The organism is Dyella humicola (assembly GCF_026283945.1).
GTDB classification, from domain to species: domain Bacteria; phylum Pseudomonadota; class Gammaproteobacteria; order Xanthomonadales; family Rhodanobacteraceae; genus Dyella; species Dyella humicola.
Window position 1 is genome coordinate 2,210,862 of the sequence record NZ_JAPDPC010000001.1, and the last position, 25,729, is coordinate 2,236,590.

Genomic DNA, 25,729 nt, shown 5'->3' on the forward strand with positions numbered 1-25,729 from the left:
GTGCTACCCGTTGTTGAGCGTGTCTGCAGGCGAGGGGATCGCGAGCTCACGCAGAACGATGTCGCCTGCTTGCAGCGTGATGGCTTCGTCGCTCTTCAGGACCGTTTGCCCATTTGTCACGACTCCCAGGTGGATCGTGACCGAGGGCTTTCCTGAGTCGCGCACCGCCTTCGCACGCGGTGACGCAGTTCGAGTGACGGGCAATACAAGCAGATAGCTTCCGTCAGCCGCGGTGGTCGCTTTATTGCTTTTCGCACCCGCGTTCTCCATGGCGACGACACTCGCGTTGGCGACCCCGGCGCCCGATGCATCGACGACGCGGCCAAAGATGCCTGCTGCGCCTGTGGGAATCGACGGGGGCTGCAATTGCGCGCGGGCTTGTGCAACCTGGAGGAACTGGGTGAGCGTCGCGCAGGCTCGTAAGCGCGCATCGATGTCGCTGACCTGGCTTGAAATCGGGCCGTACTTCACGGCATTGCGTGCGCGATTGATCGCGAGCACCCCTTGTTGGGCCGCCTGCAAAGTGAGGGCCGTGGATAAGCAGCCAACCCTGGCGGCGTCGGCTGCTGGCACGATTTTCGGCAATTGGTCTGCGACCGCGGCGTGCTGTTGGTCGACATAGGTGTTGTCTAGGTTCATCTTGATCTCCCTTCGGATTTGCGTCGGGCGTTTTGTTTTTCAGGGATAAGGGCCGAATATCCCCGTACACACGGCATTCGTCCCCGAGACGTCGGCTACCGCGAGGTTATCGTGCTGGATGCTTCCCGACGGTTTGACCAATCTGTCGACGTAAATGCAGTGTGTACTCTGGTTGAGCGCCACGGTGCGGAGGACGCCGAAGCCAATCCCGGATAGCAGGCAGCCAGCCTGCGTTTCACTCATGCGATTGCCTATCATCCGGAACGATCCGGCCACTATGAGAAGGTCGCTCAGGAGGAGCATTCCCCCTGTCCACGCCGACAATTGATTGGCTTGTGCGCTCACATCATCGAGGCTTATCAGCGTCACTGAACTGACGACAAGGGGCGCCCGGCCGCCCGCCATCTCCAGGAGTACTTGATTGTTGTCAAACATGACCGCGCCGCGCGGCAAGATGACGGGCGCGGCCTGCAAGGAGGCGAACCTGGCGTTTGTGAACGACCCGGTGGTGGCCATTTCAGAACTTATTCCGAGATCGAGTACAACGACTGCCGCGCCAAGCTGGAGAAATGACTGCGCGAGCCCGGTGCTTGGTGCTTTACCGCTTAACGCGTCCGCTGCGACGCTAAAGGCACTCGCACCGCGGCTCGTCAGAGAATTTCGATGGATGCTGACAGCACCGCACGCAGCGACGATAACCAGTGCCTGGCCATCCTCGCAGACCACCACATTGTCGAACAGTCGGGCCGCAGGCCTGGCCTCTGGTCCGGAATCCTCACCGGGGGCCGTTACGAATCCGAGGAAGATGCCGCCGCGCAATCCCGGCTGTGCGGTGCCAGCGCTGTTGATACGGGGCCCGTTGTCGCGAATGGTGTTGTTTTCGATGGCCACACCGGTACCCGCAAGCAAGAAGATGCCGCAGATGGGCTGAAGGTGCGAGCGGCCGTTATCCACGATCGCATTGCTGCTGATCTGCAGGTCGGTGACGATGGCGAGTGCGATTGCGCCATACGCGGCCCATCCAGCCAACGAACCGTTGATCTCGGGCAGCTCGATTTGCAGGCAATGGTTGATGCGGTTTTGCCGGATGGCGAGACGGTCGACGATGATGGATTGCTGGCTGCTCGAACCGTCAAAGAGCATGGCTACGCCGATACCTGCCTGGCCCATGCCCGTGATTTCGTTTTCCTTGATGAGAATATCGGTGAGGTGGCCGGTCGAGACAGGTATCTGCGGGGCACCATTGGGGTCATTGGGTGACGGCGGATTGGGGACGTACTGAATACAGCCGTTTTCGCCGACCGTCAGGTGCCCATCGAGGCCGGCATAGGCCCATTGTTTAGTGAGTCCAAGGAAGTCGTGGTCTTTCGCAAACTGGTTGAGCGCGGTCGCAGGGACATACGCAATGGATCCCAAAGTAATGCCGTTACCATTGCCGCCGATGATGCGATTGCGACGAATCGCGATGCGCTCCGAACCTCCAGCGACCTGGATACCGCCCATCGCCAGGCGGGAACGGATCATGGAGGCGGCGGCCTGGTTGGTATAGGCGGCCACCCCCATGAAAGTCGACAGCGGTGTTTTGGTCAAAGACTGCGCCTTGATGGTGTTGCGTTCGACCAAAACGTCGTCAGCGGCAATGAATACGGCGGGCCAGTGACCGCTCGGCGAATTGGCCGCAACGTCCGCCACTAGGTCCGCCGTGATCGCGCTTTCGGTGAGGTCGATAAAGCGACCGCCCGCCATGACCACGGCCGAAAGATCGCGGCTTTCGATCGTGAGATGGTGCAGATGAATATCGCCAAGCCGCGGTCGCCCCGTTGCCTTGGAGGCTGGCGCCTGCACACCAGCGAGATCGGGAGGCAGGTTGAGCGCTTGCGCCTCCAGGCGATCCACCAACTGAAGAGGGATCCGTTGCGCATTTGTGATCGCAAGGTCCGTCAACACGATGGCACTGCTATCGGCGATCGTGACCACGGCGCTCTGCTTACTCCCGGCGGCGCCAACGATCTTAGTGCGCGGCCCGCAGCCTTCGATGCGCAAGCTCTGGAGGCCATCGACGCGGAAGTCCTGCGCGTACGTGCCTGCGAGGATGCAAAGGCAGCCGCCGCGCGGCGGCAGGTGATCGATCGCATCCTGGATGACCGTGTAGTCGCCGTGAGTAGTGACGCCGTCTCCGACCGTGAAGGTACAGCACGTGTCGCGCTGTGTGAGCGGCTGGAAAGGAGTTCGGCAATCGTCAATCTTGCCGGTCGTATTGCCGTTGCTGACGGACCAGGAGATTTGACCGATCGGCGTGAAGAAGCGCCGGATGCCGTGCGGCGCGCGGCCATCAAGCAGCTCCCACGGCACCGCGCGGGTCGGAGCCTCGGGTCGAGCCGCGATCACCCAGTAGTCTCCCGGCACAAAGACGCTGCCGGTCAGAGTGACGAGGACACCCGTATTGCCAAGGGCGACTGGCGTGCCAGCGGCGAAGGCGATCGCGGAAGGCGACGTCGTGTCGCTGCCGCGCGGCCAGACCCGCATGAAGAAATAGGTCGTCGCTGCCGCCAGATCACCTCGCCCTTGCCATTGCGTGCCGAATTGGGCCGGCAGAGGATTGGCAAGCGTCAGCGTATGCAGATCGGGGTCATACGCACCGGCAACGGTCGTGAGGTAGCCACTGATCTCGGCGAGCTTCTCGCCATTCGGAAGCAACGAAGACCACGCGAGAATCTCCACGGTCTGGCCGGCCTGCATCCAGTGTGCCTGATCCTTGGGTTCGGTCTGCAGGGTCACGGTTTGGTTGTCGGCGGCGACGGCGACGCGAAAAAGCGGGGAGGCGTTATCGAAGCCCCAAGTAAAATGGCCGCTATCGACGATCTGGACGCGGATCGCCTGATTCTCCGCACCGAGGTAGCCGCCAACCACCGATGGTGAGCAGAGATCGTTCTTCTTGCCCGTGTTATCGAACGTCACTTGCAGCTTGGTGTCCGGCTCGCAGAGGCCGGACGCGGGGTTCCACGGGCCGTAGGTTGCCTCGATCTGCTTGAGTTCCCCTGTCCACGCCGAGGCGCAATCGTCGCCGCCGAGTCCTGCGCCAAGCATCATGCGACGCATCAGGCGCACCCTGGTCGCCGTGTCCGGTCCGCCGAGTGCCGTCTCGAAGAGTTCAGAGTCCTCGATGGCCTCCACGGGTTGCTCCCAGGCCATCACATAGATCAGATCGGCGCGTCCGTCGGCCGGCGCGGCGCGGTCGGTCGGCTGCTGCTCCAGCCAATCGACTTGCTGCGCGTAGGTCTCGCCAAAACACTCCAGGCGCAAACCGCCGAGATAGAGCGTGCCGGCGCCGATATCGAAATCGAGATCGCCCTTTGCGTTGAGGCGTGGATTCCTGATGGCGAAGCCGCCGTCCGGGCTGCCCGACGGACCGATGATGTCCAGGGTGGTCTGCCGCCCATGCTCCGCGTCGAGCCTGGCGCCCTCGTTGTAGTCATCGTCCGTAGTGACACGACCTTGTTGAAGCCGGATGCCCTCGTAACGCTTTCGAGGGGAAGTGCCGTTGCGCGAAATGTCTTCGGTCGCCATCGGGATACCTCAGGTCTCGAAAATGAAAGTGGGGATCAAGCCGAACGGCATGTACTCAGTCACCTTCGCGGTGATGCCGTCGAGTACGATCGGATTGTTGAGACTGCTGAACGCGCCGATCTCGGAACCATCCTCGGCGCCGCGACGTATGCTCACGGCGGCAGCATCGCTAATCTGGCAATAGTCAGCGTCGCCGAATCGGGTCGACGTCAGCGTGATGGCGCCGATGGCGAGTTCCGTCGACGCAAAGGGATGCGGTAGCCGACTGCCCGCGAGTGCGGCACTGAAGCGGAAGCAGCCCCATTGCGTGTCACCCACCGTGACCATGCCGACCACCAGGGTTTCCGTGGCGTACAGGCGGTCAAGCGACAAGTTGCCCACCACGGTGACGCGCGCGAGGTTCGCTTTGCTCAGGGTCAACGCAATGGCGGGCTGGTTCGGAGCCGACTGGAGGATGCTGTCGGAAACGGAAAGCTCGTCGATCACGCCAGCACCCGGCGCACTGATCGAGCCGAGAATGGAGCTCTCAACGACGAGGCTCTGAACATTACCGCTGATGACCAGCGGCACCGCCGCGATCTGCTGTCCGTCCGCGTCGACGCCGCCGGGATCGAGAGTCATGCGGCGCAACGTGACTTTGGCCCACGTGCCAGCAAGTTGGATCTGCGCGCCGGCATCGCCGCCGATCCAAAGCCCGTCAAGCACAAGCGTGCTTTGGCCGCCCGGCGCGGCAGTCAGCACCCACGGCGAAGTGAGCCGGATATAAGGGCGCTGCAGGTTGTCCGCCTGCACTACGAGGTCTTGGATGCCGTTGACTGATGCGACGGGCGAATAGGTGGCGCTGTCGTCGATCGACAGGCCGCCGGCTGCCGGCAGGTCGGCGGCCGTGATGGCGCCACCACCGTTGACTTGGGCGGAGGCGGGCAGGGTGGTTACGTCCGCGAGACCTGCTCGCCGGTCGTCCGTGCCCGCGCCGACAGGGCCCGGAAAACCATAGTAATAGTCGACCGTGACAGGATGCGCCGGTGCGCCCGCAAGCAACCTGAATCGACCTCGTTCCGGATCGATGACCAGATCCTTGTTCGGCGGATTGGCGGACCAGTCGTCGAGGGATCCGGATGTGGTGAGCGCGACCGGAACCGCTGATCCGCCGACATCGACCTCGATCGCGTCCGGCAGCAGCGCTGCCTTTCCGCAATCGGCCACCAGGGCGCCATCGAGGATCGCCCGAATCACCGGCGCTGCCAGGAGCGACGCCTGTGACGGCAGGGCGGCGATCCGTGCGCGCAAGGCTGTTTCGGAGTCGAAGCGAATGTCGCGCAGCGCCACAAGATAGTTGGCCGCTGCTGCGGGCTGGCCGGCGGCGATCAGCACGGAGCCGAGCGCGAGAATCACCGCCTCGGTGATCACGAAGGCTGCATCGCCCAGGAGCCGGCAGGCAATCGGCGCGGGCAGTTCCCATGGCAGCGGGAAACGCCAGGCTTCCCAGTCCGGTACGACGCGGCGCGGCGCGAACAAGGGGATGTCGCGACCGGAGGGATCGAAAAGGAAGGTGCCAGCAGCAGCGCGGCCATGCGGCATGACGCCCGTGACGGGGAGGGCAGGCAATCTGAACAAGAAGAACAGCAGCTTCGGGATGTTCCAGAGTCCGTCGAGGCCGTGTTGCTGCCGCATATCCGCAACGTGCGCATACTCATCGAACGGACCATCGGCGAGCGTCGATGCGAAGGGCCTCCGCAAGTCCGCCGTGCCGCCGCGCGGCGTGCCGGAGAAGCGTCCGAGCTGCGATGAAGGTGGCGCGTCGAGGCCGTGATGTGTCCGGCCCAGCCTGCGGAACGCCTCAACCATCGTCCCGTCCCACGGCGTGATGTCGGCGATCAGCTCCTCGAGTACCCGCGGCGTACCCTTGCGTCGCCGATAGTAGATGGTCTTGGCTACGTCGATGCGGCGTCCGCGCTCGTCGAGTGCCGAGATCATGCGTGTGCCCACGAGATCGCCAATATAGGGCACCGCCCAGTCGTCGCAAAGATCGATGTAGCTGTCGTCCCACAGGCGATCCTGGTCGCGACGGAGGATCGCAGCCTGTCCAGCGAGGGTCTCGATCAAGCCGCGCAGGACGCCCTTTTGTTCTCCGTTGCCGTCGAGATTGCGATAGACCGCGGGCACCAGCGACCACAACTTCTCGGTGAAGTAGGCTTCGTAACCGTCGTCGGCGCGCGCTGCATCAGCCATGGGATGGACTCCCGGTTACGTTGAGGGCCCCTTCGAAGTCGAAATACTGCCCCGCACCCGGATTGCGGCCATAGGGCTCGAAGGGGGTGCCGTTGATGGTCAGCGCGCGGACGGCAATCGCCCCGGATACCGACAGCACCGTGTCGAATAGGTTGCTGCGAAAGAGCGTATTGCCGATCCCCTGGGTCTCGGGTTCGAGCAGGCCTTGCCCGGTGGCTTCAAGGGCGCCGCGAACGGCGGCCAGGACGGTCGGCGTGTCGTACGTCGGATCGGTCTGAACGTCGATGGCGAGCGCCGCCGGTACAGGCGTCGCCTGCATAACGTCAATGGGCGTCGCCGGATCGGCGATGCCGCGCAACCGCTGCGATACTAGGCTCTTCAGCCCGGCGGTCCCGACATACCAGACCTGTACCACCGCGCGCTGGCGTAGCGCCGACCATCGCCATTGCGCGGTTGCCAGGCGGACGCTACCGACGGCGGCCGCAGCGGCGGCGAAATCCTCGATCGACACGGCCCGGCCGAGGAGCAGTGCGGTCTTGGGTGCGGAACTTCTCACCGAATCGGTCCCTTCCACGTCTGCCCCACCGGCAGCGGCGACAGGGTTCACGATCGACTTGAGGCCGGGCACCGGGCGCGCGATCTGATTGATGCCGAAGGCTGGTGGCGATGCGGCGCCGGCCCCGAAACGATATTGGGCCACAATATTGCCGATGCCCGTTGCCAACGGCGAGCCGAAGGTTATTTTGGCGCTGCCATCGTCTTGGCGCCTGACGATGTAGACGCGATCCGCCTGGCCGACACCGTAGAGTGTCGGAACTTCAGTCCACAAGATGCCGCTGACGAAAATGCGTAGCGTACTGATGGCGCCCCAATCGTTCTGCACCGTTGCCGATGGCACATAGGTGAGCGGCCTATTTTGCAGGGTGAAGGTTTGGAAGCTCTGCGTAGCGTCGCCGTTACCCAACACTTCAGCAACCACGGTTTCACCACGCGTCACCTGAAGCACATTGCCGTAGACCTGCACCGGCAACTCGAGTGGCGGATCCCACGTCGTCGTCGGGTCCAGTGTCAGGGTCGCGGCGGCGAAATCGACACTGCAGGGACTGTCGACGCCACGTTGGTCCGCGCTTGCCAAGAGCACATCGGTGACCTTTGGCGGACCGGTCGGCGCCACGTGCACGCCCGTCAGTTCAATCGTGGTTGAGTCCGCCAGAGCGGTGTCGGCCGGTGACATGACCGTACCTGCATCGACGAGGCCAAAGTGGATGGCGAGTTCTCCCGGCGTCGCCCAGTTCGAGTCGTTGACGGCGGCTGGATCGGTCGGATCGGGTATCACTGCGTCAGCGAAGAGACGCGTGGTGGGTATGCGAGTCGCGGGTGTTGTGACGTTATTGCTCCCGACTGTGATTGTTTGTGCGGGCACGACGGTCACGAGTGGCTCGTCGATCTTCGCTACATGCACCGCCTCGTAGTGATCGCCCGGCACCTCGAGGAAGATCCGGTCGCCGACTCCGATGGTCCGATTCAGGCTATTCAAGAGAAGCGTCGTTCCCGCCTCGCCCGAGGCGGCGTCCTGCCAGCTTTCCTCGACGGACGGGTCGTCAGAGTTCGAGGTGAGCGCATACGCGGCGGAGGCCATGGCCGATGACAGGCCAACGCCTTTTTTCGTGGCGGTTTTGACGGCAAAGAGAAGAGGCAGACGCGAAACCCATAGCCCCGTCTTTTGCGTTGGAATCATCAATCGCGTCAAAGCGATCGATCGCGGCTGCTTCAATGTGAGTGGCGAGACCAAATCGACGCGCACGTAGCGGCCGCCGTCGGCGAGCGTCACCGTCGATACCTGCTGGGCACGACCGAGCCAAATGGTGGATGAGGCACCGCCGCCGAGCTCCAGCCACAGGAGGCTGTCGCGTTGGACGCGGGACGTCGCCGGATCAAGCAGGAGGTAACTAACGGTGCCGCTGAGGGTCGCGGCCCGTGGTGGGACAACGCCCCACTGGTTCGCGGCGGGGTTGGTCATCGCGTCGACAGAGGATTCGAAAACCTGCGGAGGCTCCGTTCCAAAAGCGGCGGAACGAAACGCCGTTCCCGCCGGAATGACCACCGGCAGGCGACCTTCTACCAGGGCGCCGATATCAGCAAAGGCGGCAAGTTCGGGGCGAGGTAGGTAGCCGATGAGTTCGACCAAGCGTCGCAACGATGCCGGCAGGACGGCAGTGCGCAGATAGGATTCGTTGGCATGGGCCTGGTCATAGAAGGCAACGATGTCGCATACGTAGGCCCACATCTCGAGCAGCATGAGTCCGAAATCCTCGGTATCACGCGCTCGCCACTTGGCAAGTGGTGGATAGTCCTGCGCGGCCGCAGTGATGCTTGCCAGCAAAGCGCCGCGAAATTCCGGGAAGTTACCGAGCTGGCGCGGCAGCGCCGACAGTCCGGCCGGAATGTTCAAAGTCGGTGGAAAAATCCGCAGGTCGCAGTGGCAGACAGGATCATTCATGCGCCACCTTCATGGAATAGTCGCAAGGTTCCCCGATCGGGGTGCAGCGGATCATTGTCGAGACGCACGATTTCATTCGGCTGGACCACGTAGACCAGTTCGATGAAGGGGCGCCAGTCGAACCATCCACGTCGACGGATGCGCACGCGCTCCACGGCCTTGACGCCGGGTACATTCATGATCGCCGCCTCGAGGCGACTCCGATAAAGCGGCTTGCCGAAGGTGAAGTTGTCCGGACTGAAGAAGCCAGCTCGTGCAAGCGGCCCCTTGGTACCTAACAACATCGTTTCGACCTCGCTGGCGACGTCAGTGCCATAGCGCGTCGGCGCTACGCATATGTCGATCTGGAGATCGACGTCGGCATAGATAGGGTCGGGCACGATGGTCTCGCGACCGGCTTGGCGGAAGCGATCGAGTTGTTCCTGGAGATCGTCGCGCCTGTCTTGCGCTAGCGTGTCAGTGTCACGCGGATCAGGCGTCACCATGGCGCTTAGCCAACTGCCGGTCCAGCGGAACTCCGATCCTGCCTGCTGGACCCACGCGAGACGTTCGGCAGCCTCGGCATAGTCTTCCGGCCGAACCGCACGATAGGTGACCGCGCGGAAGGCATCCGGCGCGTTGCGCTGCACGGCATCAAGCGATTCCGGCTCGAGGCCGCCCATGGTCGGCAAGGGGTTGGTGATCGAGGCCACCAGTGCACCCAGGGACGCCACGTTGAAGACCGTCAGAGTGTCCGCCCCCAGATTGGTGGCGATGCCGTTGCCGAGTCGGTAGCTGACCTCGAACACCGTGCCAGGCAAAGCACTGGGGGATGGTATGGCGCCAAACGTGCCGTCGCCGAATCGCAGCGTGACACCGTCGCCGTTGGTCTTGTCGGCCTGAACGTAGTCTTCGTGGACCAGTGTATCGAGCGGCCGTCGATAAGCGACGATCCGGCGCCAAAGTCCATCATCCAGGGTGAAATGCAGATCGTCCGCCTGTGAGCTCGACACGCCGAGGAGGGAGCGTCGCCACTCCCAGCCGATGTGTTGATCCCACTGCGAACCGTTCCATTTCGGAGCAGATGCAGGTGTTGCGAGCGCCGCGCGATAGAGACGAAGCTCCGGCGCAGCGGTTGTCGGATCATCGCCCAGCCAGGTCAGTCCCTCGAACTCGGAATCGGGCAGGCTGAAGACGTAGGCCAGGCTCTCGTTTGGTCCGGTCCGTTCGACGGCCCTTGGCACAGGCGCGTAGGTCAGCGGATCACCGTTAAGCGGCGGCGTTAGCTCGGCATAGTCGCTGGGGCCAATGCTGAAGCGACGAACGACCGTGCGCCCCGCCGTGGCAGGCAGGATGTTGCCGCGCAACGTGAGGATGGTTTGATCCAGCTCGAAAGGCAGCGCCTGCGCAACCTCCCAGGTGATCTGCGTGCAATTCGCGCCCAACAACGTATCGACGACGTCCACGGCGTTGATCAAACGAACCAGCCAGCGACGCGCCGGCAGCGCGCGATCCGCGGGGTCGGTGCGCAGGATCACCCAGCGCCCTGGCACCATGCCGACGGGGACGTCGTCTAGCGGCAGATCGGAGGCATGATGGCCGGCGAGGTACATGCCGGTCGCACCAACCGGCAGGCAAGCTTGCGAGGAGTCCCATAGGTAGGGTGCAAGGGCATTGCGACGCGGTGAGATGGCATAGCTTCGAGGACCACCCGGCAGATCGCGTTCGTCGAAACCGCGACCGATCTCGAAGGTAATCGGCAGGATGGCCCCATCCGGCAAAGGCTGGTTGCCCGAAAGCGGGGTGACAAGCTCGCCCGGCGTCCGCGCCAGTCCGTCGCTTATCCCCTGCACAGGTGTGCCTGCCGCAAGCCCGCCGTCGGCGAGCGCGGTGACATCGAGCCAGCCGGACGCACCCAACCCGTCGTGTACGGTGTAGTCGACAAGGCGCGCCATGCGCCGCACGGAGCGCCTCTGCGTTGCGGTTTCAAGCTTGGTTTCGCGCGCGATGCGATCCTGGATATAGGCAAACTCGTCGCCGATCGCGCTAATCACGTCGACGAGCATATTGCCGACATCGGCCTCGAGCCTGTCCTGCCAGGCGGGATAGCGTTGACTGGCGAACTCAAGCAGGGCGGTGCGCAGGCTCCAGAAATCGCGGGCGGTGTAGTCGATCGGGAAATCGACCACTGGCTCGGGCGGGCATTCATCCGGCGGTGGTGCACAGTCTATGTCACGCGGGCATGCCGCCTTGAAGCTGAAGGCAATGTCGTTGAAGTACGGATCGATGCGGGGATCGGCAATGCTCAGATTGTACGGAGCGAAGCCGCCCGGTTCCGCCGCGGTGAGCCGAAGGATGTCGCGGCCGTCCACGCCGGTGCGCCAAGTCGCTGTGACCGGGATGTCGGCCAATCCATCCGCATGGATGCGCACGCTGTATTGGAATTGCGGTGCCACAACAGGTGGCACAAGCGTACTGGGTTGCTTGAGAAAATAGACGTCGAGCGTCACTTGGTCTGCATTCACCAGGACGAAGTCGACGCCGGTCAGATTGTTCTGATCGAGCAGGGTCTCAAGGCGGTCGCGGCCGGCCATCAGGGGGCCACCTCGAGGTTGAGGTAGCGGCGCTGCTGGCGCGCGAGCAACACGTAACTGAGGCTGATCGTTAGTGTCGAGTCGACGGCCTCGACCGTCACCTGGTCGACTTTGAGCACGGAGCCGAGCCACTGATCGAGCGCCTGATGCACCAAGACCTGCGAGAGCGAGGCGCTCACGTCCGAGTTCGGCGCAAACAACATGCGGCGTACCCCGCACCCGAATTCGGGACGGTTGATCCGCTCGCCTGGTGCAGTCAGCAGCAACTGTCGAATCATCTGATCGACATGCTCTTCGTAGCTGCGCTCGACACTGAGGCGGCCAAGACCGGTATCGATGCCCATCGGATAGCAGATGGAGGAGAAAGGTAGGTTCATCGCCTTAGCTCCCTTTCACGCGAGGCTGTGTCGCCACCACGGAAACCGGCCCCTGCGGCGCGCCGGTCGCCGCCATGCAAAGACCAATGCTGGCTGCATCAAGAGCCTGGTTGCCGCCTGCCATGACCCGCAGGCCGGGAACGACCCATTGCACTTGGATACAAGGACTGGGGGTCGGCCCGGGCAGGGTGAAAGGGCAACCGGCGATGACAAAGGTGTCAGCGGCTGTGGTGATCGGCGCACCTCCCGCCTTGGCACGGGGGCTGGACGGGATAATTGCCACTTGGCCGCCGTGCGGGCACATCAGCGTCGCGCTGGAGGTCAGGCTGGGACCGGCCATCACACGACCTCCAAGGCGCCGCCATTCACGCTGAACGAAGCGCTCGTGAGTTCAGTTTTGTTGGGCGATATTTCGGATGAAACACCGGTCGGACTCACGGTGTGTTTACTCTGGCTGGCCTGTGTGACTGCCTCTGTGGTCAACGTGATCGACGCCCCGGAATCGACGCTTAGGCTCGCCTGCTGGGCGGCGTCGTCCAGGCGCAGGCCGAGCTTCTCGGTCTTCAGTAACTTGATGTCCGGGTTGCCCGCCTCCGGCGCCTCGCCGTCGGCCCAGAAGCACCCAACCCAAATCGGATAGGAGATGTCGCCGCCCTCGAATTCCACCCAGACGCCAGCGCCGACAGCGGGAATGGCGGAAAACCCGACGTTTTTTCCAGCGTAGGGCACGCAAGGCATGGCCCATACCGCGAGGCTGGGCGGCAGGATGGAAGAAACGCTGACCTTGACCCGGCCCTTTTGCTTGGGATCCTGGTTGTCAGTCACGGTGCCGCGGTACTTGCCGAAGCGACGGCTGCGCACATGCTCAACTAGCATTCGAATGACATCGCGTTCCATCAGGACCCCCAACCGTTGCGGACCAGTTCGAATTCCATGCGATGAGTTGCGGCGTCGATCAGGTGGCGCACACTCGACACGAAATAAGCCCCGCTGTGGCGCGTGCCCGTGCCCTGCAACTGCACGACTGCGTGCGCATGCAGGATCGCCCCCAGCGCATGCACCGTGGTTTCACCGGTGACCGTCAAGAAGAAGTCAGATTCGATGAGCGCGGCTTCGCTACGACTCTTCAAGTCGCCGGCATCGTCCACCGGTGAAGTGATCAGGGTGTTGCGCGTGTCACCCGTGATGTCCGAAAAACCTTTGCCGCCCAGCACCTTCTGCGGCGAACGGGTGACGCCACCGTCAATCTGGCTCTTATCCGAGAGATCGAGCTCCCATCCCACTGCGCTGGACGGCCGCTCGACATCCCACGAAATATTGAGTTCGTTGAGGTTAGGCGAGTCGAGGTTGATCGCCAGGTGCGCCGAGCTGGCGCTGTCGAGCTGTGGCCGGCGAAAATGTGCGGTCTGCAAACCAGTAGAATTGGTCGACACCCAGAAAAGGCAACCATTGCGGCGGGCCAGGCGCCGCACGAAACGCAGGTCACTATCGTGTTGCACCAAGGTGTGCTTGGCCTCGGTGTGAACTGCGGGCGTGTCTTGAGAATCCGACGTGAAACCGTAGGGCGTCACGATCTGGCCGAAGACGTCACTGTCGCGTACCGCATCCCAGATCTTCGCCTTGACCTCGCGATCCATCACGATCGAGGTGTCGCTGCCAAGTACATCGACGTACGAGCCTGTGCCTCCGTGCAGCAGGCGAATCTGTTGCCCATGCACAGGGCCCTTGACCAGACAGTCGGCGACGTTGTCCTGCAGCGACAGGATCTGGATCACCGAGCCGGGGTCCAGGCGGCCGTCCGTCAGCATCGGCAGGTCTCCCGCAGTGATGTCGACCTCATAGCGCATCCGGAAGGTCGTCGGCTCGCCCATGCGTTCGAGAACCTCCACGACGGAGGCCTGCGCGAGCTGCGCATCGGCAGAACCGCCCACCAATACTGCGAGGCTCGTCTGCGCCATGTCAGCCTGCCTTCACCGGGATCGGGATGTCGCGAGCCTCTGCAAGCGCATCGGGCAGCATGACGTCGGAGAGTTCGCAAATACGCCAATAACCGGCCGGATCGGAGAGATAGTGGTAGGACAGGTGATCAAGACGCTGGCCTTGAATGCGCCGATGCAGTCCCAGCAGCACTTGCGCTGGCTTGTCGGGGGCAGGGATCACCCTAACGACGCGGCCGCGGGAGTCGAGCGCGCTATAGCCCATCACGGCAAGATATCGGCTGGTCGGATCAAACATCGCGCCCCCTAGATCGGCAACAAGCCGAGAATGGATTCGACGTCGTTCGCGACATTGGCAAGCGCCAATACACGCTTTTGCGTCATCGTGAACTTGTAACAAGCACCCGCCAGCTTCTCGATCGTGTCGGGAGTGCTGCCGAAATCGTCATCGGTCAAGACCTGCATGCCGAGAGACACTTTGGCCCGCAATGGATACAGCATCGGATTGCAAAGCTGCTCGTCGACATTGAAAGTGTTGATTCGGACCGGAACGATCCGCCCTGGCCCCCAAACGAAGAGAATCGTCGGCGACTTGCCCTTTGGTACCGGCTGGGCCTGTGCCGCGGCCTCTGGGGTTCCCGCGGGACTGAGGCTGCCGCCGACTGGAAGCGAAAGCGAGAAACCCAGCCCCTTGGAATCCTCCGCGTAGAGCAGCATCTCGAGCGCTGCGAGCCGGTCGGCCACGCCGCTGACGACGGCCACCGGATGCAAGTCCGGCACTTCAAGTGCGTCGCTTGCATCGAGCTGCAACGTGAGCGTGAACTTCTCGACCGGCGGCTTCGGTTGGGTGGTCGTGGGTGCAGTCGTCACGGCCTTGTCCGGGCCTGCCGCCTTGCTGTCGGGAAGCTGATAGGGCTCGATCGTGCGCGACAGCGATTCGGGGTTGTATTGGAAAATGATGATGTTGGGAATCGGCACAATCATGGGTGCGCTGAATTGAACCAGCGCACCACGGAGCAATTTGGGGGACGTGGGCAGGCCGCCGCTCACTGTTTTCCTCCCCAGCTACGTTCGGGTTTCAGGATCTCCTCCTTCGCCGATGGATCATCCCGACGCGGTTTCTTGATATCCGTACGCTGCACCTCACCAGCGCCGTCTGCTTCGGTAGCGCGCAGGTAATGCGTGGAAGCCGTGCGGGCGGTTTGTTGCAGCACGTGCGCGACCTCGTGCGCCAGGAGCTGGCGGCCAGCCTCGCTGTGCGGTTCGTAGCAGCCGTCGCCGAAATAGATGTCGCGGCCGGCAGTGAATGCGTGTGCATGCTCTGCGCGCGCAGCGGCCGCCGACTCAGTGTCGTGATGGATGTGCACGGCGGAGAGGTTGGCGCCAAAGGCCGTCTCGAGCCACGCACGTTGAGCCGCGGGCATGGGTGTGCCGTGCGACGGAATGGCCACGGATGCGGGCGGCGCTGGCGTCAGGGTGCGGCCCAGGTCGCGCTGTCCGCGAACCGCGTTGCTTCCCGCTTGGCTCGCCTGGGCCTCCCACCCGTTTTCCATAGGGCCGATGGCGACATGGTTCAGGCCATAAGGACGTCCCATCGCCGCTTTTCGCTGCGGCGGCGGGCCCGGGCGCCGATGCGTTGCCACCTTGCTGGATTGCCTATGCGAAGGAGTTGCGAATTTCATCGCAAGGCCTCCAGGATGCGCTGCGTGATCATCTCGGCCATTTCCTCATGCGGAGTTCCGTCCGAGATGCGAATCGACACGACGGCTCCGGCGGGAATCGGATACATCTCCATGCGCCCAACGGCACGTGCCAGTCTGTTGGCAACATCCTTGGCAATGCGACCTCCCTGCTCCTCGTCGAGCGCGGAAAGACGCAGCACCAACTCGTCGATGCGTAGCGTCCGCGGCATCATGGCGCACGCAGCCTTTCGCGATCCCGCTCGCTGAGTGCACGGCCATCTTTGATGAGTTCGCGTTCGAGTCCGCGAAGAAGATGACTCACATTGACGGGCTCGCCATCGCGACGCGAAGCGAAAACGGCAGTCAGAACGGCGTACTTGATTTGCGCGCCCGTCACCTCGATCGATTCGGCCAAACGATGCAGAGCAGGGGTGAGTCGCGTCGCAGCCTCGCTCCCCGCAAGCTCTCCGACGAGTCGCCGCCACAGTTCGGAGCGTTCCGCGGCTTCCGGTTTCGGGAAGTCGAGGACGTAGCGAAGACGGCGCAAAAACGCAGGGTCAATATTCGACTTTCGATTGGTCGCCAGCAGGGCGAGGCCACCATAGGTCTCGACCGCTTGCAGAAGATGGTTCGTGTCCGTGTTGGCGTAGCGGTCGTGTGCATCCTTGATCTCCGTGCGCCGAGAAAAGAGCGCATCAGCCTCATCGAACAGCAAGACCGCATCCATTTCCTCGGCTCTCGCGAAGACGCGCTGTAGGTTCTTCGACGTCTCGCCGACATATTTGCTCACGACTTCGGACAGCGAAATCCGAAAGAGGTCAAGGCCGAGTGTCGCGGCGATCGTCTGGGCAGTCATGGTTTTGCCTGTGCCAGGTGGCCCAGCCAGGAGTGCGAAGAGCCCGCGACCCTGGGAAAATAGCCGTCGCGCGGCAGATTCTTCCCAGACCTGCATGCGGACGCTGGCCTCGAAGACGAGATCCTCCACCGCCTCCCGCAGCGTCACTGGCAGCACCAGGTCGTCACGCGTGAAGGGGCATTCGATCCATTGTGCGATGTTGCCCAGGCGGTTGCGTTGGTGATTCCGCACCCTTTCCGTGGCATCGTCCGGTCCGGAGGGTCGCTGGCGCCCCAGGGCGGCAATCTCGCCAATAGAAAGGCGGTGGCGCGACGCCAAGGTCGCAGCCGATCCCTCAGCCCAAGTCTCCACGCCAGGTACGAGGTTGTGCAGCAGCGCCTCACGCTCGGTCAGAGTCAGAGGCGCCGTGACAATCACTTCATCCATCGCATCGACTGCAGAAGGCGATAACTGCCCTGGTTCGACGACCACGAACTGAAGCGGGAACGGTGAGACGTGACGTGGCCAGAGCCGATGTGCAACGCGCTCGCCGGTCCAGGCGAGTGCGCAGCGATCGAGGAATGCTTGGCGTTGCGCGCGAGCGAAAACCCGCGGCCAATTGTCCTCGTCGATGGCATCGGAATCGATTGCCAGTAACCGAAGGCCGAGGCGCGAAGCGATGACGGCGGCGAGGGTACGCCTCCCGCTTCCTGGTGTGCCCTGCACGGTGATCTGCGCCCGACCACGGCCAGCAAAAACTCGCTCGATGCGCGCCACCGATGTTTCGATGGGCCAATGCGACAGGGGATCGGCCAAGGGGAGGGGACGGGCGATGCCGACCAGTGCTTCGTCAAGATGATGACCACCCAGTACCCACGCCCGAATCAGCGGATCGCACATGATCGCCGGCGGCTCCCCAGGAGCGACCGTTTCCTCCATCACGAGCTGCCATCGGCGCAGGGCAGAGTCCGCGTCGAGTACGGCATGCCTATCGTGCTCAAAGAGCTTCGCCGTCAATTCCTCCGTCACGTAAGTGCGGCACGCCACGTCCTGCAGGTAGGCAAACACGCGCGCCAGACCGGGGTCGAGGCTTGCGGCGAGACAGGCTTCGAGAAGATCCACTTCGCGCGGAGTGAGCTCAAAGAGATTGATCAACACCTTGAGTCGTGACGTCTTGTCTTCACCGATCGCCAATTCAACTCGCATCAGCGCATCGGCGGCGGCTCGTGCGGCCGGATAGCTCCGCCGAAACGCGACCTCGGCTTCACGCGTATCCCACTCCTCGAGTACCGCATCCACTTGAGCATGGCTAACCACACGTTGCACGCTGCCTTCGCTCTCGCGTCGCCACATGGTGCGTAACCAGAGCACCCTAAGTTGAGTACGCAGTCTGATACGCATCAGCAACCGCTCGATCGGATCGGCGGGTATTTCGCTAGGAATGGCGATGGCCTCTTCCGAAGCGATGCCATGTCTCAGCGGCGCGGCCTGATGTGCGTCGGTCATGGCGACACTACCCATCGTGGCGGCGCTTCGCTGCCGGAGACGATGACGCGTAGGGGAACGATCGTCTTTGACGCGGTTCCAGCGGGGAGGCGCACGAGCAACGAGGTGGCGCTGACGACAGCGAATTCGCCCGGGTTGAGTGCGGCAGAACTTCCAGGTTCTGCGCGGTTCGCGCCTAAATAGAGCGTCACGTCGGCAGCCGGTGAGAAGCCGACTCCGGAGATCGTGAACTGTCCATTGACGTCGGGTACGTCGATCGCTGAAATCCCCGGAGCAATGGCGATCTGTACCGCGTTTGACAACTGGTTGATCACGCGGATGCTGCCATCGGGCATCTTCAGTTGACGTGCGATCTGGACCGTCGCGGCATAGAGGCCCGGTGGCGTCGGCGTGCCGCTCGCCGTTGTCTGGGCACGAGCGGTGATGCCTTCGGCAGTCACTTTGACTAGCCAGTTGGCGTCGGCCACAAGCATCGTCGTGGAAGAAACTTCCCGAAGCAGAAGCGTGGGAATGCCGCCTGCCAGCCCCACGCCAAGCAGCGTGAAAGGATCGCCGGCGCCGATTTGCGTCACCTGCGCCGGCTCAACCACGATGCTGCGATTTTGCGTCTCGCCGGGCAGCCGATACGTCACCACGCTCTGACTGGTGTCGAGTCGCGGCCCGCCGGTCGTGAAGGTCTGAATGCCGTACTGAAGGACCCGGCCTGTACCTTGTGGCGGCGTGTCGGGCTCGAGCATGACGACGCTCACCTGATAGTAAGCGGAGAGGCGGAGTGGGGACGAGCCCGCCGTCCAATAGCTGACCGCTTCGGCGGCGGGAACCGGCTGCAGGACAATGCGCAAGCGGTTCTCATCGCCGCGAATCGCCGGGTCGAGAACCTGTGTGCCGCCGATACGCGTACCGTCGTCGATCATCGGCACATCACGCAGCGCCTTGACAGCCAGCCCCATGATGAGCTGCTCGGTCAACGTGCCGGCGTCGCTCTCGCCGGAGTGGGCGCTCAACACGTAGAAAAGATCAATCGACATCGGCGTGAAGCGCAGGCCCTCATTCCCGGCAGGGGGCGGTTGATTTTTGAAGGCCGCGTCTTCGCTTAGATGGTAGAGATAAAGCCCCGCCTGCGGATCGCCCGACAACTTGTCCGGCGGCAGCGGCGAGACAGCGAGCTTAGGTGAGGGCAGGGGCGGCCAGGCCGGCGAGGCGTTCACCGACAGGTCGATGACCTTCATCAGTGTACGAGTGACTGCTCCGAGGTCGAGCATGGTCATGGTCAGCTCTGCCCCAAGCCGAATCGCTGACCAAGCATCGGGCTGCCCGAGAGCAAGCCGAGCGGCGCGGGCGAGGCGGCCCGACTCGGCGCCACAGCGGCGGGAACAGGTGTCGGCGCCGACACCGTGACCTCGATGCGGCCAATGTGAAGCGTGGCGCCGCGAGAGGACGGCGGAGGGCTCCTGGTTGCAACGCGTGACTCTGCCGGGCTCCGCACTGCCTCCGGCTTGGAAGTGGCCGGTGTCGCGACAGGACTCCGGGGCGGTAGTTCACGCGGCCGAACCGGCTGCATCCACGGCGAATTTTCAGGTATTGCCGCCCGTAGAGGAGGGCGCGTCGCCCGCTGCAATACTGCTGACGTAATCGTTGCCGCACTGGATTGGCCTGACGTCCGCGGCGCGTCTTGCGCTTCGTTCTCCAGTGGTGGAGTGGCCGCAGGCCATTTACCCGTTTCGCCCACTGGCGATCCTGATCTCGGAAATGCGGCAGGCAGTGGTTTTTTTGGGGGGCTAGATGGCGGTGCCAACAACGGCGCCGGCGCCACATGCTGCGATGAGGATGGCGAAGGCGAGCGCTCAATCCGATCGGAGGCAGGCGGCGCTTCGGTGCTTGCAAAGCGAGTCTCTCGGGCGTCCGGCGAGACTCGCGGCAGGGGTTTCTCCGCAATGGTCGCTTCAATCAATTCTGGCGCCCCATCGGCAAAGCCTCCAACCTCCGTCGGGATCGACCGCGGCGGTGGCGGTGTCGCCCGGACCGCTTGCGGCGTCCGTCGACTCTGCGATCTCGTCGCCAGTCTTTGGAGATATCTGGTCACGGTTAGAAACCGCCGACTTGGATGCTGCGATCACGTTCAATGGCCATCGCATACGCGCGGCGATGCCTTCGGTCGAGGCCGAGAATCTCGTGCAAGCTCCAGCCGTAGGTCGAGGCGAGCAGGTGAGTCTCGACGATTCTGGTCGACGTCTCCTGCATGATGGTGGTAAGCAAATAATGTTGAAGATCGAAATGCGCTTGCATCGTCGCGTTGCATTCGGGACAAGTCACTTCGAGTTCGACATCCAAGATCGGCGCCACGCTATCCAGCAGTTCCAGGACCGCCTTGTCTTCCACAGTGGCTTCACCTTCGACCATGCACAAAGCGAGGAGGGCAGCTTCGGCCTGCGCGATCGACATGCCTTGCAGTTTCAGCTCATCGCTTCCGCGAGGAAGGCGTACACGCCTCCCGTCCTCAAGCACCAAGATAGACTCCTGAGTATCGGTAGCATCGGTCGGCGGAAACCGAAGGCTCGCCAGTAAGTCGGGTAGCTGAAAATCGATATCGAAGGGGCTGCCGCAAGCGTCGCAATGCAGCACGCAGGCGATGTGATTGCCGAACTCCGCTGCGTATATCTCCGCCAACAGACGATCGCGATCCGATGCCGTGAGAGCGCTGGCCTCGCCTGGCCCTAGCGCCGCACCCTTGTTGGGCATGAGCAACTGATTGAGCAAGTCGATCGCGGCGGCGGTGTCGGTGTCGACCACCGCCTCCTCGTCTATGCCACGAAGATGCCGAAGAGCCACCCACGCACCCGCGGCCCCATTCGGTGGCGCAAAATTGAGGAATAGTCGATGCATGCCTGCATCCCATCAGGTCTGAGTAGGCTCGACCACAGCCAGGTCGCGATCCCAGCCCTCGTTCTCCAGCTTGAGCATTTCAATTGCAACCGCGTTTGCGTTTGCGTCAAGATCTGGCAGCGCGTGGTACTCGGAGACCCAGCAGCGATAAACGTTGTAGGCCTTGGCGACAACGCCGTTCTCGTTGAGAAGTTCAATGATGATGTCTTTGCGGAAATTCTTGAGGGAGATCGATCCCGCTGCGCCTGGTGCGTAGATCAAGTTGGCCCAGTTTTCGAATTCGGGATCGTGGGTAACGCCACGTTCGAGCGTGATAGCCTCGAACGACGTCGTCGTCGGCATATGGAACGGCGTACTAAGGCCGTTCGCCTCCCGGTGTTTGGCGACTTCGGTCGTGCGCTTCAGCATACTGACCTTACTGATGCCGGCTACGTACTTGCCGTCCCATTTCACGCGAAATTTGAAGTTCTTGTAAGGATCAAAGCGATAGGAATTGACCTGAAATTGTGCCATTGGTCGGGTCCTCATCTGATGCCGCAGCCGTGACCGCAGGTTGTCGGTTCGTCACGCCCTCGTCAGGCTGTGGGCAGTCCGGCAATTTGCTGGATGTAAAGCACGACAAATTCTGCAGGCTTCAAGGGTGCAAAGCCTACCCAGATATTCACGATGCCGAGATCCTGGTCGCTCGGCGGTGTCGTCTCGGCGTCACACTTGACGAAGTAGGCATCCTGCGGGGTGGTGCCAAAGAAAGCGCCCTGACGGAACAGTCCATTCATGAATGTCCCTACGTTCAGGCGTATGGACGCCCACAATTTGTCGTCATTTGGCTCAAATACGACCCACTTAAGGCCCCGGTAAAGACTCTCTTCGATGTAGAGGGCGAAACGGCGGACTGGCACGTATTTGTACTCGCTTGCGAACATGTCGGCGCCGTCGTTAGTGCGTGCACCCCAGCTCAACACGCCCTCTGGCATGGCGCGAATCCCGTTGATGGCCAGCGGATTGAGTTGTCCACTATCGCCATCGGTGAGATTAAGATCGACACCTGTAACACCCCGGAAGTCCGCCTCGGTACCGGCCGGCGCCTTCCATACGCCCCGATTGGCGTCGGTGCGGGCATAAATGCCGGCAACGGCACCCGCCGCACCTACGGTGACGTTGAGCCCACCCTCGTTGATGGTGAGGTGCGGAAAGTAGACCGCGCTGTAGTCCTTGACCAGGCCGATACGGAACATCCCGACATTGCTTGTCGCGGCTTGCGGCGATGTCCATGCGCTCGGCGGATCCATGAGTAAGAAGGCGCGCCGCTGCTGACAGAAGACGCTGGCGTTGGCGTAGAGCGCTTCCACCGCAGTCCCACCCGTAGGCGGTAGAATCATCAGGTTGAACAGATCGACAGCATGGTCGATGACGCCATAGGCTGTGTCGTAGTCGGTTGCGGCGGGTGGATTGCCGTCGACGCCGGCGACACCGGCGTTCTGAAAAGTTCCGCCGCCGGAGAGGCCAAGTCTGTAGTAGCGGACATTTGTGATCGCCGTTGGAGTCTTGGTGACATCTGTGGCCCCTGTGGCAAAGGGCGGGATGGCATTGTCGTCGCCGGCCGTAGGCAGAAATGCAATGCGCATGCCCCACACCTGCGCAGTCCAACGGAAGGTTGATGGATTGGCTGCCTGATAGGCGTTAACAGCATCCGCCCAGCGCGCCAGTTTGGTGGTAAGGAGGGAGCCCTGCCAATTGTTGTTCGCCGCCGGCGAGTCAGCGAGGGCCAATGGCACAGCCTGCGACACAAGATTTCCCGAACCATCGAACGCGTCCAACGTGACAGAATTGACCGCCGTGGCGCCGGTCTGCGGCAGGTTGAGAAACGCACTAGCGCTTCCTAACGTCGCCTGGTCATAGGCTTTGTAAACGACGCCCGTTGGCGCGGGGCGCCGCGCGGAGTACGCCGAAATCTCCACGCCTCCGTTGCTCGCGCCAAGACCCAGCGCCGCAGCCGCATCGTTGACTGATGCCGACTGAATCAGTACGTCGCCTGTCTTGGTGCTTTCGATGAAAAGCACTTCCGAGGCCGACGGCGTGGCGTCCGGCCCCGGCTGGAGCACGTTTGGCTGAACCGTTGGACCACCCAAGGCATTGTTGATGAGAGTCACAATTGCCGCATTGAACTGACTGCGCAGTGCGCCGACGGCTGTTCCGGGAAATTGCGCAGTGCTGCTGAAGTCGCCAAAGGTGACGAGTGCAGGAGGGCTGCCGTCGACGCAGATCTGGATCGAATTCCCCACCTTCAGGGCTGCGGCAATCTTCGTTCGGTAATCGATCGCATTTGCTGCAGCAGGATCGTACTCGATCGGTGCTGTCGAAAGTGAGGAACCGTTGACCAGCGCCGCCACTTTCGGATCGGTCGCGTTCACCAGTACTGATTTCTGCGTCAGAACTGTGGGGGCGTATGACGACGAATTCGGGTCCATCGAGAGGTTGTTCCAGACCTCGCGGTTGGTCTGGACAGGTTGACCGCGGCTGTCGAGCGTACTCTGGAACAAGGTGAGGTTGAACGTGCTCTCAGGCGTCGGCGTGTTGTAGTCGACGGCTGCGCGAATCGTGTCACCGAGCGTGCCTGCACTAAGCGCGGTCAGTATCAGGGCCGGCTTGCCCGCTTCGTTTAGCAGAGTGACCGATGAGGCTGCCGCCCCGCTGGAGATGCGAGTGACGTAGCAGACGGTGCCGCCATTGAGGAAAAAGAGCCGGACGTAACGGGACATGTCACCGACGCCGGCATCGTCGCCGAAGGTTCGGATGAAATCGGTCAGGCTCTGAATGCGAGTCGGCGTCGATAGTGGTCCCGATTTGGTGCGACCAACGAAGCAGGCGATCGAGGTGCTGACGCCGACGATTGTTCTGACACCGCTGGGAACTTCTTGAACGTAGACCCCTGGATACGCAACTTGAACGGCCATGAGGCCTCCCTAGTTCGCTGAACCAGAATCGGATGTTCTCTGTTGGATCAATCAGGCTGCAGCCCCCCTTTGACCCTGCGCCACCGGAAAGAGCTTTTCCCCATACGAATCGCTACGTTGCTTTACCTGCCGTCAAATCTTCACCAACCGCCTGGACGGCCGTGGCGCGCCCACCCGGCTGCGCTCGGCCTCAAAGGCTTCATTAGCTCAAGTTAATCCGATGGCAAGGCGCCTTGCGCGTGGTCTTGGCACAACTTCCAACGGTGCAGCGCGGCTAGTTGAGCAGATGAGCCGTCCATTTCGGTGCGCCCGCGCGCTACACTTCCGCTCGCCAGCACTGCGCCTCCCGTCGCCTGTGCGTAACGGCCTCGTCATGCGAGCGTCCTCGAATCGTCCATCGAACGTCCGCAGTCAACTATCAGGCGCCATCTGTGCCAGCCTTGCGCAAGGCGCGGACAATGGTTGCGCTCGACTGGCTCAGGGCGTGGTACCCGTGGGCAGCCCAATGGCTGAGAAGCGGAGGGACAAGGCGGGATCGGGCAGGACGCCCAGTTCGCTGTGCAGCCGTTGTGCAAGTAAGCGGAAGCACTGTACGGCCTCATAGCGATTCCGCTGCGCAAGATGCGCTTCGATGAGCGCTTCGGCGGCCGACTCCCTCAGCGGTTCCGCCGCGACGGCGGCAGAGCCTGCCTGGGTCGCAAGGCCGTGCTGACCCAGTGCTGTCATGTTTCGGCACGCGGCTTCCAGTGCTTGCAGGCGAAGCTGGTGAAATCCCTCGCCAGCCTGAAGCGCCCACTCTTCGTACCAGCCCGGAAGCACATCGTTCGACAGCAGGCTAATTTCATCATAGGTCAAGGCTTGACCTTGAAGCGCTTTGGCAGCGACATGGTACGCATGGGAGTAATCGGTCTCTGCGTCCAACTGCAACTGGTCACCGATTGCCAGCACCCAGCCACGCGGCAACTGCCAAAGCGTGCGCCGCAAATTGGCCCGCCCTGAGTCGTCGGGAAGATCAGGCCAGAGCGCCGCCGAAGCGCGACCACGCGCGACAGGACAGCCGTGGACAGCAAGATAGGCAAGCATGCGGCTCCCGGCTAGCGACAAGCGAGCCACAGGGTGAATGCCCAGGCGGCCAATCACAGCCACCATGCGCTTCGCATCGCTCATAGCTCGAATCCTTCGGCCATGGGAAGACAGCTATCGGCCGTTTCCGCAGGCTTCTCGACGATCGCTGTCGGAGTCAGTGACTTGTGAACATAAAGAGGGCATGCCGATTGCCCATGCGATGGTGAGCATCCGACTCACTTCCCCGCGAACAAATTAACCGGCCCTTCGTATGACCACATCATCCAGATGGCCTGAATTTTCCTTTCGGGAGAATCGCTCGACAAGCGTAGAGTCACGTATCCAGGGGGCCGTAAAATTACCTATTGTTCGCTTCAATAGTCATGTCCGCTTTCGACCAGGACACCAACCGATCAGCGCGACACCCCCGACTCTGCGCGGAAATATGCTCGCGCTGGCCAAGATGTATTGGGTATATCCCTCGACTTTCGCCTTGGTGCGGCCACGTCGCGGCGCAAGATGCCGGGAACGGTTAGGGCATGGCATCGAAGTGTGTCAGAGACCAGTATTGACTGAATGGCCCACTTTGGCGGGGCTTCGGCCGATCTTGCTGCGCCCTTCAACACAATCCCGTCCACCCAGGCCCGGCTACGCCCGTCCCACCTTGGGCCCTCTAGTCTTGGATAGAGCCAATGACGCCACTGGATAGCCCCGAGGAGACGCACTCATACCGAGGCGTCGTTTCCACCTTAGGTGGGATGGATAGTTGGTCAAACTTGGAGTTACACCTTGAAGGGATATCGCTCTACGACTTCCAAGAGCAAAGTGGTGGTCCTTTCGAACTGCTGCAAAATTTGCCCGCGCGATAGCGGTCAAGCCGGCGCAGGGCGGCGAACACCATCATGCGAAAAGGAGCCATGTGTCATAAAGCCGGGCTAACCCTTTGATCAGGGCCCCGCTTCCAACAGAGTCAAGCCGG

18 protein-coding genes are annotated in these 25,729 nt (G+C 62.3%); all 18 read right to left on the minus strand.

Going from position 1 to position 25,729, the window contains the following annotated elements; translation table 11 throughout:
* Positions 1-3: 3 nt before the first annotated feature.
* On the minus strand, positions 4-585 hold the full coding sequence (locus OUZ30_RS09875; protein ID WP_266182070.1) for a carboxypeptidase-like regulatory domain-containing protein: 582 nt from the start codon (positions 583-585) through the stop codon (positions 4-6).
* Positions 586-678: 93 nt separating this feature from the next.
* A complete protein-coding gene (locus OUZ30_RS09880; protein ID WP_266182072.1) occupies positions 679-4,206 on the minus strand; it encodes a DUF6519 domain-containing protein in 3,528 nt (1,175 codons plus the stop codon).
* A 9-nt stretch (positions 4,207-4,215) separates the two neighbouring features.
* Positions 4,216-6,438, minus strand: a complete 2,223-nt coding sequence (locus OUZ30_RS09885; protein ID WP_266182074.1) for a hypothetical protein — start codon at positions 6,436-6,438, stop codon at positions 4,216-4,218.
* Entirely contained in the window at positions 6,431-8,938 is a 2,508-nt protein-coding gene (locus OUZ30_RS09890; RefSeq protein ID WP_266182076.1) for a baseplate J/gp47 family protein, read from the minus strand. Before OUZ30_RS09890 ends, OUZ30_RS09885 begins: the two co-directional genes overlap by 8 nt.
* Positions 8,935-11,511, minus strand: a complete 2,577-nt coding sequence (locus OUZ30_RS09895) for a baseplate J/gp47 family protein (protein ID WP_266182078.1) — start codon at positions 11,509-11,511, stop codon at positions 8,935-8,937. The genes OUZ30_RS09890 and OUZ30_RS09895 overlap by 4 nt, the downstream gene beginning before the upstream one ends.
* Entirely contained in the window at positions 11,511-11,888 is a 378-nt protein-coding gene (locus OUZ30_RS09900; RefSeq protein WP_266182079.1) for a GPW/gp25 family protein, read from the minus strand. The genes OUZ30_RS09895 and OUZ30_RS09900 overlap by 1 nt, the downstream gene beginning before the upstream one ends.
* 339 nt (positions 11,889-12,227) lie before the next feature.
* Positions 12,228-12,785: a phage baseplate assembly protein V gene (locus OUZ30_RS09905; RefSeq protein ID WP_266182080.1), complete on the minus strand. Its 558-nt coding sequence runs from the start codon at positions 12,783-12,785 to the stop codon at positions 12,228-12,230.
* Complete coding sequence (locus OUZ30_RS09910; protein ID WP_266182081.1) at positions 12,785-13,846, minus strand: phage late control D family protein; 1,062 nt, start codon at positions 13,844-13,846, stop codon at positions 12,785-12,787. Before OUZ30_RS09910 ends, OUZ30_RS09905 begins: the two co-directional genes overlap by 1 nt.
* 1 nt (position 13,847) lies before the next feature.
* Positions 13,848-14,123 (minus strand): hypothetical protein, encoded by a 276-nt coding sequence (locus OUZ30_RS09915; protein WP_266182082.1) that lies wholly within the window; start codon positions 14,121-14,123, stop codon positions 13,848-13,850.
* Positions 14,124-14,131: 8 nt separating this feature from the next.
* The gene (locus tag OUZ30_RS09920) at positions 14,132-14,809 is read right to left on the minus strand and encodes a hypothetical protein (RefSeq protein WP_266182083.1); all 678 of its coding nucleotides are present in this window, start codon (positions 14,807-14,809) and stop codon (positions 14,132-14,134) included.
* Positions 14,810-14,871: 62 nt separating this feature from the next.
* On the minus strand, positions 14,872-15,507 hold the full coding sequence (locus tag OUZ30_RS09925; protein WP_266182084.1) for an eCIS core domain-containing protein: 636 nt from the start codon (positions 15,505-15,507) through the stop codon (positions 14,872-14,874).
* The gene (locus OUZ30_RS09930) at positions 15,504-15,740 is read right to left on the minus strand and encodes a hypothetical protein (protein WP_266182085.1); all 237 of its coding nucleotides are present in this window, start codon (positions 15,738-15,740) and stop codon (positions 15,504-15,506) included. The genes OUZ30_RS09925 and OUZ30_RS09930 overlap by 4 nt, the downstream gene beginning before the upstream one ends.
* Positions 15,737-17,848: an ATP-binding protein gene (locus OUZ30_RS09935; protein WP_266182086.1), complete on the minus strand. Its 2,112-nt coding sequence runs from the start codon at positions 17,846-17,848 to the stop codon at positions 15,737-15,739. The genes OUZ30_RS09930 and OUZ30_RS09935 overlap by 4 nt, the downstream gene beginning before the upstream one ends.
* Positions 17,845-19,116, minus strand: a complete 1,272-nt coding sequence (locus OUZ30_RS09940; RefSeq protein WP_266182087.1) for a Pvc16 family protein — start codon at positions 19,114-19,116, stop codon at positions 17,845-17,847. Before OUZ30_RS09940 ends, OUZ30_RS09935 begins: the two co-directional genes overlap by 4 nt.
* Before the next feature lie 817 nt (positions 19,117-19,933).
* On the minus strand, positions 19,934-20,638 hold the full coding sequence (locus OUZ30_RS09945) for a hypothetical protein (protein WP_266182088.1): 705 nt from the start codon (positions 20,636-20,638) through the stop codon (positions 19,934-19,936).
* Between the two features lie 105 nt (positions 20,639-20,743).
* Positions 20,744-21,244 carry a phage tail protein gene (locus OUZ30_RS09950; RefSeq protein ID WP_266182089.1) on the minus strand — a complete coding sequence of 167 codons (501 nt, stop codon included), beginning with the start codon at positions 21,242-21,244 and terminating at the stop codon, positions 20,744-20,746.
* A 62-nt stretch (positions 21,245-21,306) separates the two neighbouring features.
* Complete coding sequence (locus OUZ30_RS09955; protein ID WP_266182090.1) at positions 21,307-23,685, minus strand: phage tail sheath family protein; 2,379 nt, start codon at positions 23,683-23,685, stop codon at positions 21,307-21,309.
* 477 nt (positions 23,686-24,162) lie between these two features.
* On the minus strand, positions 24,163-24,768 hold the full coding sequence (locus OUZ30_RS09960) for an AfsR/SARP family transcriptional regulator (protein WP_266182091.1): 606 nt from the start codon (positions 24,766-24,768) through the stop codon (positions 24,163-24,165).
* Positions 24,769-25,729 lie beyond the last annotated feature (961 nt).